Here is a 15,077-nt window from a genome sequence, read left to right on the forward strand (position 1 = left end):
AGAAATCAAAAGGAAGTCGAGATGACTTCCTTTTTTATTGCATAACAATGGATTAACTAAACTCACCAGTTGAGCGTTCTTTGGCCCATTCACGCAGGACAAATTTTTGTAGCTTGCCAGTCGAAGTTTTTGGAATCTCAGTAATCACCACATCTTTTGGCACTTTGAAACGCGCCAAATGTTCACGGCAGAATTCAATAATTTCTTCTGGTGTAACTTCGAAGCCCTGTTTGAGTTCAATAAAGGCACACGGCACTTCCTGCCAGCGTGGATCTGGTTTGGCGACTACCGCTGCAGTCAGAATCGCAGGGTGCTGATACAGCACTTCCTCTACTTCTAGCGAAGAAATATTTTCACCACCTGAAATGATGACATCTTTAGAGCGGTCAGTGATTTTGGCATAACCGTCTGGCTGGCAAACAGCAAGGTCACCGGTATGGAACCAGCCACCGGCAAAGGCTTCTGCCGTAGCTTCCGGATTTTTCAGATAACCTTTCATGACGATGTTACCGCGGAACATGATCTCGCCCAGCGTTTTACCATTATGTGGCACTTCCTGCATGGTTTCAGGATCAAGTACTTTCATACCATCCTGCAATGGATATGGTACACCTTGACGTGAGTGCAACTGGGCCTGTTCCTGGATGGTGAGATCGGACCAGCCAGCTTGAGATGCACATAGGGCAGAAGGGCCATACGTCTCGGTTAAACCATAAACGTGCGTTACATTGATACCAATATTGCGCATACCTTCAATGATGGCTGCTGGAGGCGCAGCACCTGCCACCATAACTTCTACACGGTGATCAAATTTGGTTCTTTTCTCTTCCGGTGTGTTGATGAGCATCGACAGGACAATTGGTGCACCACAGAAATAATCGACTTTATGTGTGGCAATCAGCTGGAAGATCAGTTCAGGATCAACTTTTCGTAAGCAGACATTGGTTCCGCCGTTGGCCGCCATGGTCCAGGCAAAACACCAGCCATTACAGTGGAATAATGGCAGGGTCCAGAGATAGGTTGCACGTGGCATCATGCCACAGGCAATGATGTTACTGGCTGCGTTGATATACGCGCCGCGATGATGATAAACCACGCCTTTCGGGTTGCCAGTTGTACCTGAAGTATAGTTCAGGCTGATTGCGTCCCATTCATCTTGTGGCAGGTGCCATTCAAAATTGGCATCGCCTTGAGCCAGCCAGCTTTCATATTCAATCTGACCAATACGATCAGCAGCTTCTTCATAGTTCTCATCTGCTACATCGATGATATAAATATCCTGCTTGATCAGTGCCAGCGCTTCCTGCGCCACAGCAGTAAATTCAGGATCGACGAGCAGAACTTTAGTTTCCGCGTGTTCTAGCATAAAAGCCAAAGTCTTGGCATCTAAACGGGTATTTAAGGTATTCAGTACAGCACCTGCCATCGGAACAGCGAAGTGCGCCTCGATCATGGCTGGGACGTTAGGTAAAAGGACAGATATGGTATCATTTTTGCCTACACCAAGCTGTTGCAACTGGTGAGCGAACCGACGACAGCGCTGATAAGTGTCACGCCAGGTAATTTCACGCTGGCCATGAATAATGGCATTCTGGTTGGGATAGATATAGGCCGCACGTTCTAGATAGCGTAAAGGTGAAAGCGCTACAAAGTTTGCTGGTGTGCGTGGTAATTCATCATATGCACTGACCATTGTTCTACTCCATGAATAAATAATTATTATGTAATTACTCTAAATCTAGCAATTTTTAGTGATTGTGACATTTATGCTTTAGTCGAGCGTGAATGAAAGATCAAGCTTTTAATATCTATATTTTTGTTTTTATTAAACTTTAATAAATAAAATGAACTGTTACTTTCCATGTCTGTCATCATAATAAACAGAATACAGTTGGCTCAAATAGAATCCGGTGTGCAATTTAGCTTCCAAGACCAGTGCAAATAGATAAAATGACTGGCTTTTATTTTTGTGGATTAGTGACTGATAAAATCAAATTATTTTGCAAGTATTTATAAAAAAACGAGTTTTACAAATTTACATAGACTTTAAAATTGACTTGTTTCTCTAAATGACTGCATGATGATTTCTAAATAGAAAGATATTCATAACAACAAAAATAAGAGCAATTATGTCCGGGTTTTATTGACTTAAAACCAGGTAAAAGGAAGCCGCTATGGAGATAGCACGTGCAGAGATGTGGGCCAACTGGTCAGGTTCCCAGCGATCCAGTCCCAGTATTTTTCATCCTTACAGCATTGAGATGCTGCAGGGGCTTGTGCGTGTCTATCCAAAATTACGTGTTGTGGGTGCAGGCCATTCCTTTAGTGCCTTGGCAAAAACCAGCGACGTGCTGGTTTGTCTGGATCAGCTTAAAGGGATGTGTGACTATGATCGAGAACAGTGTCGCAGTACCTTTTGGGCCGGGACCCGTTTGTATGATGTAGGCGAGAAGTTGGCCACCATTGATCAGGCATTGGCAAACCAGGGGGATATTGACCGGCAAAGTCTGGCAGGTGCCATTGCTACAGGTACGCATGGAACCGGGGTGGAGTTACCTTGTCTTTCTGCTCTGGTTTCTGAATTTGAATTGCTGACTGCGGACGGTCACTTGCTATGCTGTAACTCTGAGCAGCATGCAGATATCTTTGCTGCAGGACGGGTGGCATGTGGCAGTCTGGGCATTATGACCCGTATCCAGCTACAAAACCGGCCTATGTACCGGTTGCAGGAGCAGATTCGACTTTGCTCACTCACCGACCTATATGCAAACATCGACAAATGGAAGCATCAGCACCGGCATATAGAGTTTTGGGCCTTTACCCATAGTGATAATGTCATTCTAAAAAGTCTGGACGAGACCCAGGAAGAAGCACAGGCGAAGCCAGATGGGTGGCTGGATGAAGACTTCATGTTGAACATGTGCTGTGAGCTGAATCGAATTTGGCCAGGACTCAATCCCTGGTTACAGCGTCTGTTAAATATAGCGATCCGGCCATCGAAAGCAGTGGACTGGTCCAGCCGTATTTTTCCTAGTGTACGTAATACCCGTTTTAATGAAATGGAATATCAGTTGCCGGTGAAACAGGGACTGGCCTGTTTTGAGGAGGTTATGGAAGTACTACAGCAACAGAAAGCGCCGGTATTTTTTCCAATTGAATTTCGTTATGTACGTGGGGACGATATCTGGCTAAGTCCATTTTATCAGCAAGATTCAGTTTCGATCTCGGTACATCAATTTTACAAGCAAGATTATCAGGTGATTTTTGATCTGGTAGAACCGATTTTCAGAAAATACGGAGGACGCCCGCACTGGGGCAAGCTGCATTCGCTGGAAGCCCGACAGCTTTGTGAACTCTATCCGAAATGGGATGAGTTTATGCAGTTACGAAAATCCCTTGATCCACAGGATAAATGGCTCAATCCTTATCTGGAGCGCCTGTTCATTCCATCTTGAATGAGCTGAGGAGGAATACAGTATGCTATATCTTGACTACTTTCAGGAACTCCAGAAAACTCTGCATGAGCAAGGAAATGGACAACCTCAATTGATTCTGGATCTGTCTAAGCTAGAACAGAATGTTGACTGGTTGCAGTATAAGATGCCGATCCATCTGAAACCGCGTCTGGTGGTGAAATCATTAGCGAATTCAATGTTGCTAAAACGAATTGCTAAAGCCTTTAATACCCAGTCTTTTATGGTGTTCCATCTTCCGCATGCGATCCATATCCTGCAAGCCTATACGCAAGCAGATATTCTGATGGGCAAGCCAGTACCTTTGCAATGTCTGAAAAGCTTTATCGCAGATCAGGCTGAGCATCTGCCGAAAGTGCAGTGGCTGATTGATTCAGCTGAGCGTCTGAAAAATTATCTGGCATATGCCAAGGAGCGGAATCTACAGCTGCGGATCAATCTTGAAATTGATATTGGCCTTCATCGTGGTGGGCTGTCAGATCTAGAGCAGTTTATGCACTGCCTGGCGATTATCAAAAGCCATTCGGAATATCTGAGTTTAAGTGGTCTGATGGGTTACGATGCTCATGTTTCTAAGTTGCCTAGTGCATTATTTCCTCCCATCCAGAGCTATCAGAAATCTCAACAGTGTTATATGAACTTCATTAATGTCATGTGCCAGATGCTGCCTGAACTGGATCTGTCTGCTCTTTGTTTGAATGGAGCGGGAAGTGGCACCTTGCATCACCACTTTATCCAGACGGTCTGTAATGATGTGTCCTTCGGTTCGATGCTGCTCAAGCCAACTGATTTTGATCTGGAAGGCCTAGAGCCCATGCAACCGGCTTTATGGATTGCTGCACCAGTATTGAAAGTGCTGGACCAAATTCAGTTACCTGGATTAGAGCGATTAAAACGATTTCAACCACGGCAACGGGCGGTATGTATTTATGGTGGCTACTGGCGCGGGAAATGCATCTATCCACCAGGTACGAAACCGCATTTACTGTATGGGCGCAGTAGTAATCAGGAATTGTTGCAGATTCCATCTGGTTGCCGGATTCAGGTCGATGATTATGTATTTTTCCGACCAGCCCAAAGTGAATCGATTCTGCCACAATTTGCTTCGCTGTATGCTTATGAGCAGGGACAATATCAAAAGTGGGAGAATTTTAGGGAATAACAGGATAGATCATGGTGGTTATCTTCCAAGTCATCCTGAACATACTGCAAAGGATTGGCAGCAAAGCATGTTTTCAGCCGAGAAAAAAGGATTAACGGTTTATTAAATGGCCCGAGACGTGTAAAATTCTAGGCGATTTTTTATTTATCCACCGTTTTTATCTTTTGAGGTTCTCCTCGATCATAATCTCGCGGTGACATGCTCCATTGTACGGGGCATCACTCCTTAAGGATTTCATATGCCAATTATCACTTTGCCAAATGGCGATCAAAAACAGTTTGATCAAGCCGTATCTGTGATGGAAGTTGCTCAAAGCATCGGTCCTGGTCTAGCAAAAAATACTGTTGCAGGTCGTGTGAACGATCGTTTAGTAGACGCTTGCGATCTTATTACTGAAGACGCAACCTTACAGATTATTACGCCGAAAGACGAAGATGGTGTGCATATCATTCGTCACTCTTGCGCACACCTAGTGGGTCATGCTGTTAAGCAATTGTTCCCAGAAGCAAAAATGGTAATTGGTCCAGTCATTGAAGAAGGTTTCTACTATGACATCTGGATGCCACGTCCATTTACTCTAGACGACATGGCAGCGATTGAAGAGCGTATGAAAAAGCTCATCGACCAAGACTACGATGTCATCAAAAAAATGACACCACGTGATGAAGTGATCAAAGAATTTACTGCACGTGGCGAAGAATACAAACTCCGCCTGATCGAAGACATGCCTGAAGAAACGCAAATGGGCCTGTACTACCATCAAGACTATCTGGATATGTGCCGTGGTCCGCACGTTCCAAATACTAAATTCTTAAAATCGTTCAAGCTGACTAAAATCTCGGGTGCTTACTGGCGCGGTGATGCGAAAAACGAACAGCTGCAACGTATTTACGGTACAGCCTGGGCAGACAAGAAGCAGTTAGCGGCTTATATCAAACGTATTGAAGAAGCAGAAAAACGTGATCACCGTAAAATCGGTAAAGCGCTAGACTTGTTCCATATGCAGGAAGAAGCACCGGGTATGGTGTTCTGGCATCCGAATGGCTGGACCATTTACCAGGTTCTTGAACAGTATATGCGTAAAGTTCAGCAGGACAATGGCTACGAAGAAATCCGCACACCACAGGTGGTTGATTTCACGTTATGGGAAAAATCAGGCCATGCTGCCAACTATGCAGACAACATGTTTACGACTCATTCTGAAAACCGTAACTATGCGGTGAAGCCAATGAACTGTCCTTGTCACGTACAAGTGTTCAACCAAGGCTTAAAGTCATACCGTGATCTTCCGGTACGTCTGGCAGAATTCGGGTCATGTCACCGTAACGAACCATCCGGTTCTTTACATGGGATTATGCGTGTTCGCGGCTTTACCCAAGATGATGCACATATTTTCTGTACCAAAGAACAAATTGGTACTGAAGTTGCAGACTTTATCAAATTGACACTCGATGTATACAAAGACTTTGGCTTCGAAGAAGTACAAATGAAGTTGTCGACTCGTCCTGAAAAACGTGTTGGTGATGATACACTTTGGGATATGGCAGAAAAATCTTTGGCGGATGCCTTAGATGCTGCTGGTCTGGAGTGGGAATTGCAGCCAGGTGAGGGTGCGTTCTACGGTCCGAAGATCGAATTCTCATTGAAAGACTGCTTGGGTCGTGTATGGCAATGCGGTACCATTCAATGTGACTTCAACCTTCCAGAACGTCTAGATGCATCTTACGTGACCGAAGACAACGACCGTGATCAGCCAGTAATGTTGCACCGTGCAATTCTTGGCAGTTTCGAGCGTTTTATTGGTATACTTATTGAACACTACGCAGGCTTTATGCCACCTTGGTTATCACCAATTCAGGCGTGTGTCATGAATATTACCGATTCTCAAGCTGAGGCTTGTGAGTCAGTCGTCGCAAAACTTAAAGAAAGCGGTATCCGCGCGATTTCCGACTTGAGAAATGAGAAAATCGGCTTTAAGATTCGTGAACGTACTTTAGAGCGTATTCCTTATCTACTGGTACTTGGGGACCGTGAAGTAGAGGAAGGTACGGTAAATGTCCGTACCCGCTCAGGAACAAATTTGGGTACCATGTCAATCGATGCTTTCGTTGATCTGGTAAAAACAGCCGTTGCCGAACGCGGCCGGTACATTGTGGAGTAACAGCGATTAAACAGCCTGACCGTAATCAACAGGGCGGTAACAAATCAAACCGTCCTGCGTTGAATGATGAAATTCGTGCAAAAGAAGTCCGTCTTGTAGACGAAAATGGTGAGCAAAAAGGTATCGTAAGCTTAACTGAAGCTTTACGTGCAGCAGAAAGCGTAGAGCTTGATCTTGTAGAGATCGTAGCAAATGCTGAGCCACCTGTTTGTAAAATCATGGACTTTAACAAGCATTTGTTTGATCTTAAACAAAAGCAGAAAGAAGCGAAGAAAAAACAACATCAAGTACAGGTGAAAGAAATCAAGCTACGCCCTGGTACTGATGTAGGTGATTACAACGTAAAACTACGTGCAATTATCAAGTTCCTTGAAGAAGGCAACAAGGTAAAAATCACGCTTCGTTTCCGTGGTCGTGAGATGGCTCACCAACAGTTGGGTCTGGCTCAATTACAAAAAATTGAAGCTGATGTAGCGGAAATTGGTGTAGTTGAACAGTCTCCAAAAATGGAAGGCCGTCAAATGGGTATGCTGCTTGGTCCTAAAAAGAAAAAGTAAGCATTCATTGAGCGAAAAAAGCCCTGCACTTGCAGGGCTTTTTTATTTTATAGCCATAAAATAGACAATCTAGTTTCTGCTATCGGTTTCAAGCCTAAAAAATAACTCAACTATAATGCACATTATTTGTGCCGAAATAATTTTGATCAGGATTACAGTTATAAACATCACAAATATGAGTGAATATGAGTAGAGGAAAGATATACTTTTAAAACTTGGTATAAATTGCTGGATGACTGGCTTATGGCTTTTTTAAATAATCGCGTTGTACCGTATCAACTGGTCATTTTTGATATAGATGGTACTCTGGTTGATTCCTTTGAACAGTTTATCGAATTGCTGAATTGCTTTGCCGGTAAATATCGCTATGCATTGATGCATAAAGATCAGGTCGAGCATTTAAGAGCTTTACCACCACGACAGATCCGTCAGGCACTCAACCTGTCAATATTTCAGACCTTTCGCTTAATGTATGACTGTAAACGGGAGATGCGTCGTAGTGGCAAGACTCCAGAATTATTTGAAGGCATTGCGGATCTACTTCACCATCTCAAACAGCAGGGAGTTCGCCTGGCAATTGTCACCTCAAATACTCCGAATAATTGCCGAAAGTATCTAGGTGCGGAACTGTTTCAGCTATTTGAGTGGGTCGAAAGCAATGCTTCAATTTATAGCAAAGCCAAACAGATTAGAAAAATTGTGCAGCAATCCAAATCGCATCCAGAACAGGTCATCTATATTGGTGACCAGATCATTGATATAGAATCAGCTCATCAGAATGGAATTGCTGTCGCTGCGGTGACTTGGGGTTTTAATAGTGAATCTGCATTGGTGGCTCATCAGCCACATTACTTGATTCATAGCGTTCAGCAGTTAGAAAGTCTGTTATTAACTCCACAATCCAGATTGGCCTAAAAACAAAAAAAGGCCCCGAAGGGCCTTTTTAGAACATTTTATATATACTTATTCCGCATTGACAGTTTTTTCAGTGACTTCTTCCGGATTTTCCAGCAACAACTTTTTGCCAATCGGAATTTGTCTTGGCAATTTTTCTTCCGGAATTACACGCTGCAGGTCAATTACGAGTAGACCGTTAGCATAATCTGCCTGCTGTACTTCAATGTGTTCGTCTAAACGCAGTGATAGTTTGAAGGCACGACGGGCTATACCTTTATGTAGATACTCAGTACCTTCAACCTGAACAGCTTCAGGTTTTCCAGAAATTGTCAGCAAGCGATTTTCAAGAGAAATACTCAACTCTTCCTGGTTAAAACCGGCGGTGGCTACGACAATTCGGTAACGGTTTTCACCATGTTTTTCGATATTGTATGGCGGATAATTTGGCGCATCGCTTTGCATGGCATAATCAATGAAATCATTGAGGCGATCAAAGCCAATGCTGCGGCGGAATAATGGATGAAGATTGATATTACTCATTATTAGAACCTCCTGAGGTCAGCAAAGTTTTAAAAATAAGAAAACACCGCTGTCATGATGATCATCGACAGGGCAAAAGATGCATGGACCATCCTTATGCAGAAATAAATATGTGTTCAGGCCAGGAATTTTCAAGAAATTTAAGTGAAATTTTTTTAAAAAATTAATTAATTTATTGAAATTACATTAAAAAATTATTTTATTAAGCATTGCTTGTTGTTTTTGACCAGATCCATTATTTTGTTGGAACACCATAATAAAGGTGTATGGAGTATAGGCACGAATGATTGATTTATATTACTGGGGTACACCCAACGGTCATAAGATTACAATCGCATTAGAAGAAATGGGGCTATCTTATCAGATCCTTCCAGTCAATATTCTGGAAAATGACCAGTTTCAGCCAGACTTTCTGGCAATCTCACCGAACAATAAAATTCCAGCTATTGTCGATCAGGATGGACCAGATCATCGGTCGATTTCAATCTTTGAATCGGGTGCCATCTTGCAGTATTTGGGACGTAAAACCGGACTGTTTTATCCGACCGATGAGATTAAGCGGATTCAGGTGGAACAATGGTTGATGTGGCAAATGGGTGGGCTAGGCCCGATGCTGGGACAGAACCATCACTTTAGCCGTTTTGCTCCAGAGCGGATTCCTTATGCAACAGAGCGCTATGTGAATGAGACCAAGCGCTTGTATGGTGTACTGGACAAACAGCTGGTCGGTCAGGACTATGTCACTGGCGAATATTCAATTGCCGATATGGCGATTTTCCCCTGGTTACTTCGTTATGAGTGGCAAGGTATTGATTTAGCGGATTATCCGGAAGTAAGCCATTATATTGAGCGTATGCAGGCACGTCCTGCAGTGCAAAAAGCATTAGCGATTCAGGTCAGTTAATCTGCGGTTGTTATGTTAAGATGTACAAAAGTTATTAAAACCACCGATTCAGGTGGTTTTTTATTGGATATGAGCATGAAAGCATTTTTCCTAAACTTCACTCGAATTGTGGAAACTAATCCACGAATTTACTGGAGCATTATCTTTGGTCTAGCTGCCTGTTTAGCCTTGTTTGTGGCTGAGATTGTGCATATTCAGTTGGTTATTAATGAGCTGAATACCAAGGATCAGAATGTGTTAGCTGAGGCAATTTTGCCCTTGGCAACCAAATATAAATGGTCTCGTATTTTTGCAATCATACTCGCTCTTTTCTGGTCAAATATGGAATATCTGAAAGCTAAAAGACAATTAAGACTGACACGCTAAACAGTCGGATCACTTAGATGGCATTACTGATTCTGTTTTTGTCTGCCTTTGGCGCAGCAACTTTATTGCCTTTGCAGTCAGAAGCGGTATTGTTAGGATTACTGGTCAATAGTAGCTATTCAGCATTTACTTTGATCGCTGTTGCCAGTGTAGGGAACATTCTCGGTTCTTGCGTGAATTGGTATTTAGGTCTAAGAATTGAGCAGTATAAAGGCCGGAAGTGGTTTCCAGTCTCTGAACAGCAGATGCAAAAAGCACAAAGGAGCTACCAGAAATACGGTTATTGGTCCTTGTTGCTGAGTTGGGTGCCCATGATTGGTGATCCAATTACCTTAATTGCAGGATTGCTTAAGGAAAACTTTGCTCGATTCTTACTGATCGTGAGTATTGCGAAAATCGGACGTTATCTGTTTATTTACATGGCTTATAGCATGATTTAAAAAAGAGGCTTGAAGCCTCTTTGGGTTTATTTGCATTCATTCAGTTTAAACTGAATTTGATCCTTAAAGCTGGATGGTTTATACAACCATAGGGTACTTGCGCGGCGTTTAGTACTGATTTGTGTACCTTTTAATGCACTTGTTACTTGCTGATCTAATTGATAAATGCCTGAACCTTTTTTGATATTGACCTTTTTAATCTCGCCTTTGCGATTGGCTTTGATCTGAAACTCTACTGTTCGGTCATGTTCATTCAGTAAATCTGTATCAACGTTGAACTCAGGCTGGTTTACATACTGAAATTTAGTTTTTTGATGCTGTTGTTGTGCTTGCCAATTTTTAGAGTTGAAACTGTATTCACAAAATTCCTGATCCTGATCAGTCAATTTCAGGTTAAACACCTGATAGCCAATGATCGATAGTGCTGTTTTATTTTCAATATGTGGTCTAACTTCAGCAGATTTCACGGCATTAAGTAGTAGCTGATCCAGCTGCTGGTAACCGGTACTGTCCTGAATGGCAGCCTGTTTGATGTGTCCCTGCTCATTGGCATAGATACGTACCACCGCAGAACGGTCCTGACCTTTTAAATCTTCATTGCTATATTTTGGTTTGGGAAACTTGGTCCACTCAATGCGTGTCGTCAAATGTGTTGGCTGCACATCAATGGTCTGTGTGGGCAATTGCGGTGCTTTTTTTGTTGATGCGCTATAGCTTGCTGCAAAAGGGAAGCTCAACAACAGGGTCATACACAGAATACGTTTCATAAGTTTCGGTCTTGAATCAAGCAAAGAGGATGTTCAATTTTGAAGCGCAGTATTTCCTGAATTGGCAATACTGGCAAGTATCTAATTCAAAATAATTTATTTTTCTGCCTTATAAATATTGAAGGTGATAATTAAAAAATCATAATGAAGCCAAGCTATACATGTATTGCTGCAGGAGTCAGAAGTTTTTTGTGAGAAAGATTCGTGGATTATAAAAAGCTTGGATTAGTCAGCTTGATATTTCATCGCGCAATATTTATGGGAAATAGGATTAAGTACCTGTTATCTATCTTTTACTTTTAATACTGCTTTTGTTTTAAACAAAGATGCTTTAGAATATCGGCTCCCTTACCTGCAGGGCGTCTTTGCAATGGTGCAGACGTGCCGAACAGGTGTTCAAAAGAGGTTGTTATGCCTAAGATGAAAACTCGCCGTGGTGCAGCTAAACGCTTCAAAGCGACTGCTAACGGTTTTAAGCGTAAACAAGCGTTCAAACGCCACATTTTGACCAAAAAATCTGCTAAGCGTATTCGTCAATTGCGCGGCTGTGTAATGGTTCACGTAAGTGACGTTGCTTCAGTTCGTCGTATGTGCCCGTACATCTAAGGAGATTATAAATGGCTCGTGTAAAACGTGGTGTACAGGCTCATCGCCGTCACAAAAAAATTCTTGCTCGCGCTAAAGGTTACTATGGTGCTCGTTCACGCGTTTACCGCGTAGCGTTCCAGGCGGTAATCAAAGCTGGTCAATATGCTTACCGTGACCGTCGTCAGAAGAAACGTCAATTCCGTGCTCTATGGATTGCGCGTATCAACGCTGGTGCTCGTCAAAATGGTTTGTCGTACAGCCGTATGATCGCTGGCTTGAAAAAAGCTCAAGTGATTATCGACCGTCGCGTACTTGCTGACATCGCTATGCATGACGCAGTTGCGTTTGCAGCTCTAGCTTCTAAAGCTAAAGATGCATTGGCTGCATAAGTCTTTATGACTTAGAAAAAGGATCGCTTTTAGCGGTCTTTTTTTTTGTCTGATGAAAAAGTATAAGCTATTTAAAATATGACAAATGACTTAGTGCTGATGAATGAGAAAGATGAAGTACGAGATTTTCGTAGAATAAATGTGGTCGGTACCTCTGCCTCGGGAAAATCTACTTTTGCTCGTGCTTTAGCGGCAAAATTAGGCCTCAGTTATATCGAGCTGGATAATTTATTCTGGCTGGATAACTGGCAGGAAACTGTGGATCGAGAGTTCTTTGATAAAATTCAAGCAGCCATCGATCAGGCCAAAGATGGCTATGTGATTGATGGTAATTATACCCGTAGTATTCCCGTCAAATGGGCTGAGATCGACAGTGTGATCTGGATTGATTTACCGTTCCATCTCAATCTATATCGTTCCATAAAAAGAGCCATACAGCGGGCAATTAGCAAACAACCGCTTTGGCCAAACTCGAATAATACAGAAAGTTTCAGCCAGATGTTGAGTCGTGATTCCATCATCTGGTGGATGATTAAAACCCACCAAAAAAATCGTCAGCATTATTTAAAGTTGATGCATGCGCCTGAATATCAGCATATCCACTGGATCAGATTAAGATCGCCCCGAGAAATTGACGCTTTTCTGGCACAGCATTAAAGTCCAAAATAATAACCAATCAAACAGATAATTACCGTAATAATAATCAGGGTAATAACGTTACCTGAATTGGATTTGGCAGCATCGTGAGGCTTATGTGCTTTAGATGGTTTGGTCACATGCTCGTCGGTAGTCATTCCTGCAAATGGATCAGCGCTGATTTTCGGACTCAGTTTTGCAGTCTTGTAGTGATTCGCGATTTTGACAATAAACTTCGCTTTCAGATCATCGATTTTCTGCGCAAAATGACGTAGGTCAAGCTGTTGGTCCGGTGTCAGCACTTCACCGTTTTCATGATAAGGATGCTGGATTTTAGCTTCGATTAGTTCTTCCAGCGCATCCAGACGGTACAGCATGTCATGGGCAAAGTCAGCTGTATAATCGGTTGGCAATAATGCCAGTCTATTACCGATAGCTGTATCCGCAGTAGAAGAAACCCCATAATAAGGTTGTCCAAGCTGGGCAGGTTGAACAAAACCTTGCGCAAATCTGGTATCAAATAATTCATGATCCATAAAGACCTGAATATCGTCCCAGTTTGGCTGTTCCAGATCTGCCAGTACACGTCTGGCCAGTTTGCTGTTGAGTTCGTATTGCCAGAAGGTTTCATGACGTAGAGAAGATCGCTGTGTAACAGGTGCTTCATAATCATTGTCTGCGGTATACCATTCTGGTAATTCCTTGCCAATAATCCAGGCATTTTTTTTCTGGGCTTCATGACTGACAATGAAATATTCAAATGGCAGCAGTTCAACATTTACATTGGGATTCTGCTCATCTTCAAGCAGGGTGGAGCGGTGCAGACTTAGACGTTGTACGCCCTGTTTTTTCAAACCTTCCAGCCAGACTTGAAAATGCTGCGCTAAAAGATGCTGTGAAATCAGATCACGAAAGGCAAATTGATGCTGATTAAAGATGGAATGCTGAAGCCAGCGATTGAAACTTAAGTCCTGAGACAGGTACTCATTTCCATAAGTTACTAAAGTAAGTTGCTGTTTCCAAATTTGATCGATTGCCATAATGATTTGATCTAATTGATATCATGTTTATTTTATACTTTTTATTTTTACATCTGCCAATCTAATTTTCATTACATGCCATCTTCATCAACGTGCCTAAAAACTGTTAGAATACGGGGTTTTTTAAAAATATTTCTAACCTGTTGCTTTGAGAGTTACTATGTCACTGGAAGCCCTGACCACTGAAGCGCTCGCTGCGATTGCAGCAGCTCAAGACCTTGCTGCACTTGATCAAGTACGAGTGCAATTTACGGGGAAAAAAAGCCAGCTCGCGGAACAATCTAAGTCGCTGGGTAAAATGGATCCGGAACAACGTAAAGAATTCGGTGCAAAAATCCATGCTGTGCGTGAAGCGATTACAGCTGCACTGACAGCACGTCAGGCAGAACTGCATAAAGCTGCGCTGGAGCAAAAGCTTGCCAGCGAAACTATTGATATTACATTACCCGGTCGTGGCCAGCAGGTGGGCAGTATCCACCCAGTGACCCAAGTACAGGAACGTATCTGCCAGTTCTTTACCAAAGCAGGTTTTACAGTGGCAACTGGCCCGGAAGTTGAAGATGACTATCACAACTTTGAAGCCTTAAATATTCCAGGCCATCACCCTGCACGTGCCATGCACGACACGTTCTATTTTGATGTAAACCACTTGCTGCGTACGCATACTTCTGGTGTTCAGATCCGTACTATGGAAACGCAACAACCACCAATCCGTATCGTGTGTCCAGGCCGTGTATACCGTTGTGACTCGGATCAAACCCACTCACCAATGTTCCATCAGATTGAAGGTTTATACGTTGCTGAAAACACCAGCTTCGCTGAACTGAAAGGTTTGCTGGTCAACTTGCTGAATGAATTCTTTGAAAAAGATCTGAAAGTACGTTTCCGTCCATCTTATTTCCCATTCACAGAGCCAAGTGCAGAAGTGGATATTATGGATGAGCGTGGCAAATGGTTGGAAGTTCTGGGTTGCGGTATGGTGCATCCGAATGTATTGCGTTCTGCTGGTATTGATCCTGACAAATACAAAGGCTTTGCATTTGGTCTAGGGGTAGAGCGTTTTGCAATGTTGCGTTATGGCATTAACGACTTGCGTATGTTCTACCAAAACGATGTGCGTTTCTTACGCCAGTTTGCTTAAAACTTTTTATTAAATC

At 42.8% G+C, this 15,077-nt stretch carries 16 protein-coding genes; 12 read left to right on the forward strand and 4 right to left on the reverse strand.

Annotation, left to right across the window (positions count from 1 at the left end):
- Positions 1 to 52: 52 nt before the first annotated feature.
- On the reverse strand, positions 53 to 1,693 hold the full coding sequence (locus tag ACS72_RS05270; protein WP_048881466.1) for an acyl-CoA synthetase: 1,641 nt from the start codon (positions 1,691 to 1,693) through the stop codon (positions 53 to 55).
- A gap of 481 nt (positions 1,694 to 2,174) precedes the next feature.
- Here ACS72_RS05270 and ACS72_RS05275 point away from each other — a divergent pair, with 481 nt between their 5' ends.
- The 5 genes from ACS72_RS05275 to ACS72_RS18145 all read left to right on the forward strand — a co-directional run bounded on the left by ACS72_RS05275 (position 2,175) and on the right by ACS72_RS18145 (position 8,268).
- Positions 2,175 to 3,455, forward strand: coding sequence for a D-arabinono-1,4-lactone oxidase (locus tag ACS72_RS05275; RefSeq protein WP_048881467.1), 1,281 nt, complete (start codon positions 2,175 to 2,177; stop codon positions 3,453 to 3,455).
- Between the two features lie 22 nt (positions 3,456 to 3,477).
- Complete coding sequence (locus ACS72_RS05280) at positions 3,478 to 4,635, forward strand: alanine racemase (protein WP_048881468.1); 1,158 nt, start codon at positions 3,478 to 3,480, stop codon at positions 4,633 to 4,635.
- A gap of 238 nt (positions 4,636 to 4,873) precedes the next feature.
- The gene (gene thrS, locus ACS72_RS05285) at positions 4,874 to 6,796 is read left to right on the forward strand and encodes a threonine--tRNA ligase (RefSeq protein WP_008303473.1); all 1,923 of its coding nucleotides are present in this window, start codon (positions 4,874 to 4,876) and stop codon (positions 6,794 to 6,796) included.
- Between the two features lie 5 nt (positions 6,797 to 6,801).
- Positions 6,802 to 7,353 (forward strand): translation initiation factor IF-3, encoded by a 552-nt coding sequence (gene infC / locus ACS72_RS05290; protein ID WP_076753101.1) that lies wholly within the window; start codon positions 6,802 to 6,804, stop codon positions 7,351 to 7,353.
- A 243-nt stretch (positions 7,354 to 7,596) separates the two neighbouring features.
- Entirely contained in the window at positions 7,597 to 8,268 is a 672-nt protein-coding gene (locus tag ACS72_RS18145; RefSeq protein ID WP_004813022.1) for an HAD hydrolase-like protein, read from the forward strand.
- A 48-nt stretch (positions 8,269 to 8,316) separates the two neighbouring features.
- On the opposite strand, the gene ACS72_RS05300 is transcribed toward ACS72_RS18145, so the two are convergent.
- The gene (locus ACS72_RS05300; RefSeq protein ID WP_004813021.1) at positions 8,317 to 8,790 is read right to left on the reverse strand and encodes an Hsp20 family protein; all 474 of its coding nucleotides are present in this window, start codon (positions 8,788 to 8,790) and stop codon (positions 8,317 to 8,319) included.
- Positions 8,791 to 9,073: 283 nt separating this feature from the next.
- Between ACS72_RS05300 and ACS72_RS05305 the strand changes: the two genes are divergently transcribed.
- The 3 genes from ACS72_RS05305 to ACS72_RS05315 all read left to right on the forward strand — a co-directional run bounded on the left by ACS72_RS05305 (position 9,074) and on the right by ACS72_RS05315 (position 10,500).
- The gene (locus ACS72_RS05305; protein ID WP_048881469.1) at positions 9,074 to 9,694 is read left to right on the forward strand and encodes a glutathione S-transferase N-terminal domain-containing protein; all 621 of its coding nucleotides are present in this window, start codon (positions 9,074 to 9,076) and stop codon (positions 9,692 to 9,694) included.
- A gap of 75 nt (positions 9,695 to 9,769) precedes the next feature.
- Entirely contained in the window at positions 9,770 to 10,060 is a 291-nt protein-coding gene (locus ACS72_RS05310) for a hypothetical protein (protein ID WP_048881470.1), read from the forward strand.
- A gap of 17 nt (positions 10,061 to 10,077) precedes the next feature.
- Positions 10,078 to 10,500, forward strand: a complete 423-nt coding sequence (locus ACS72_RS05315) for a YqaA family protein (RefSeq protein ID WP_048881471.1) — start codon at positions 10,078 to 10,080, stop codon at positions 10,498 to 10,500.
- A 26-nt stretch (positions 10,501 to 10,526) separates the two neighbouring features.
- Here the strand turns inward: ACS72_RS05315 and ACS72_RS05320 are convergent, their stop codons facing one another.
- Entirely contained in the window at positions 10,527 to 11,267 is a 741-nt protein-coding gene (locus ACS72_RS05320) for a TonB family protein (RefSeq protein WP_048881472.1), read from the reverse strand.
- A gap of 411 nt (positions 11,268 to 11,678) precedes the next feature.
- Here ACS72_RS05320 and rpmI point away from each other — a divergent pair, with 411 nt between their 5' ends.
- The 3 genes from rpmI to ACS72_RS05335 all read left to right on the forward strand — a co-directional run bounded on the left by rpmI (position 11,679) and on the right by ACS72_RS05335 (position 12,901).
- On the forward strand, positions 11,679 to 11,873 hold the full coding sequence (gene rpmI, locus ACS72_RS05325; protein ID WP_004278281.1) for a 50S ribosomal protein L35: 195 nt from the start codon (positions 11,679 to 11,681) through the stop codon (positions 11,871 to 11,873).
- Positions 11,874 to 11,884: 11 nt separating this feature from the next.
- Positions 11,885 to 12,244, forward strand: coding sequence for a 50S ribosomal protein L20 (rplT, locus tag ACS72_RS05330; RefSeq protein WP_004647525.1), 360 nt, complete (start codon positions 11,885 to 11,887; stop codon positions 12,242 to 12,244).
- 78 nt (positions 12,245 to 12,322) lie between these two features.
- Positions 12,323 to 12,901, forward strand: a complete 579-nt coding sequence (locus tag ACS72_RS05335) for an adenylate kinase (RefSeq protein WP_048881473.1) — start codon at positions 12,323 to 12,325, stop codon at positions 12,899 to 12,901.
- Here the strand turns inward: ACS72_RS05335 and ACS72_RS05340 are convergent.
- Complete coding sequence (locus tag ACS72_RS05340) at positions 12,898 to 13,920, reverse strand: hypothetical protein (protein WP_048881474.1); 1,023 nt, start codon at positions 13,918 to 13,920, stop codon at positions 12,898 to 12,900. The genes ACS72_RS05335 and ACS72_RS05340 overlap by 4 nt on opposite strands.
- 160 nt (positions 13,921 to 14,080) lie before the next feature.
- On the opposite strand from ACS72_RS05340, the gene pheS reads away from it, so the two are divergent.
- Positions 14,081 to 15,061, forward strand: a complete 981-nt coding sequence (gene pheS, locus ACS72_RS05345) for a phenylalanine--tRNA ligase subunit alpha (RefSeq protein ID WP_004813006.1) — start codon at positions 14,081 to 14,083, stop codon at positions 15,059 to 15,061.
- Positions 15,062 to 15,077: the final 16 nt, after the last annotated feature.

It is taken from the genome of Acinetobacter sp. VT 511, assembly GCF_001077515.1.
Lineage (GTDB): Bacteria > Pseudomonadota > Gammaproteobacteria > Pseudomonadales > Moraxellaceae > Acinetobacter > Acinetobacter schindleri.

Excerpts from the sequence above, each read along its gene's own strand:
- ACS72_RS05270 (WP_048881466.1), bottom strand. The coding sequence starts at position 1,693 with ATGGTCAGTGCATATGATGAATTACCACGCACACCAGCAAACTTTGTA.
- ACS72_RS05275 (WP_048881467.1), top strand. The coding sequence starts at position 2,175 with ATGGAGATAGCACGTGCAGAGATGTGGGCCAACTGGTCAGGTTCCCAG.
- ACS72_RS05280 (WP_048881468.1), top strand. The coding sequence starts at position 3,478 with ATGCTATATCTTGACTACTTTCAGGAACTCCAGAAAACTCTGCATGAG.
- thrS (WP_008303473.1), top strand. The coding sequence starts at position 4,874 with ATGCCAATTATCACTTTGCCAAATGGCGATCAAAAACAGTTTGATCAA.
- ACS72_RS18145 (WP_004813022.1), top strand. The coding sequence starts at position 7,597 with ATGGCTTTTTTAAATAATCGCGTTGTACCGTATCAACTGGTCATTTTT.
- ACS72_RS05300 (WP_004813021.1), bottom strand. The coding sequence starts at position 8,790 with ATGAGTAATATCAATCTTCATCCATTATTCCGCCGCAGCATTGGCTTT.
- ACS72_RS05305 (WP_048881469.1), top strand. The coding sequence starts at position 9,074 with ATGATTGATTTATATTACTGGGGTACACCCAACGGTCATAAGATTACA.
- ACS72_RS05310 (WP_048881470.1), top strand. The coding sequence starts at position 9,770 with ATGAAAGCATTTTTCCTAAACTTCACTCGAATTGTGGAAACTAATCCA.
- ACS72_RS05315 (WP_048881471.1), top strand. The coding sequence starts at position 10,078 with ATGGCATTACTGATTCTGTTTTTGTCTGCCTTTGGCGCAGCAACTTTA.
- ACS72_RS05320 (WP_048881472.1), bottom strand. The coding sequence starts at position 11,267 with ATGAAACGTATTCTGTGTATGACCCTGTTGTTGAGCTTCCCTTTTGCA.
- rpmI (WP_004278281.1), top strand. The coding sequence starts at position 11,679 with ATGCCTAAGATGAAAACTCGCCGTGGTGCAGCTAAACGCTTCAAAGCG.
- rplT (WP_004647525.1), top strand. The coding sequence starts at position 11,885 with ATGGCTCGTGTAAAACGTGGTGTACAGGCTCATCGCCGTCACAAAAAA.
- ACS72_RS05335 (WP_048881473.1), top strand. The coding sequence starts at position 12,323 with ATGACAAATGACTTAGTGCTGATGAATGAGAAAGATGAAGTACGAGAT.
- ACS72_RS05340 (WP_048881474.1), bottom strand. The coding sequence starts at position 13,920 with ATGGCAATCGATCAAATTTGGAAACAGCAACTTACTTTAGTAACTTAT.
- pheS (WP_004813006.1), top strand. The coding sequence starts at position 14,081 with ATGTCACTGGAAGCCCTGACCACTGAAGCGCTCGCTGCGATTGCAGCA.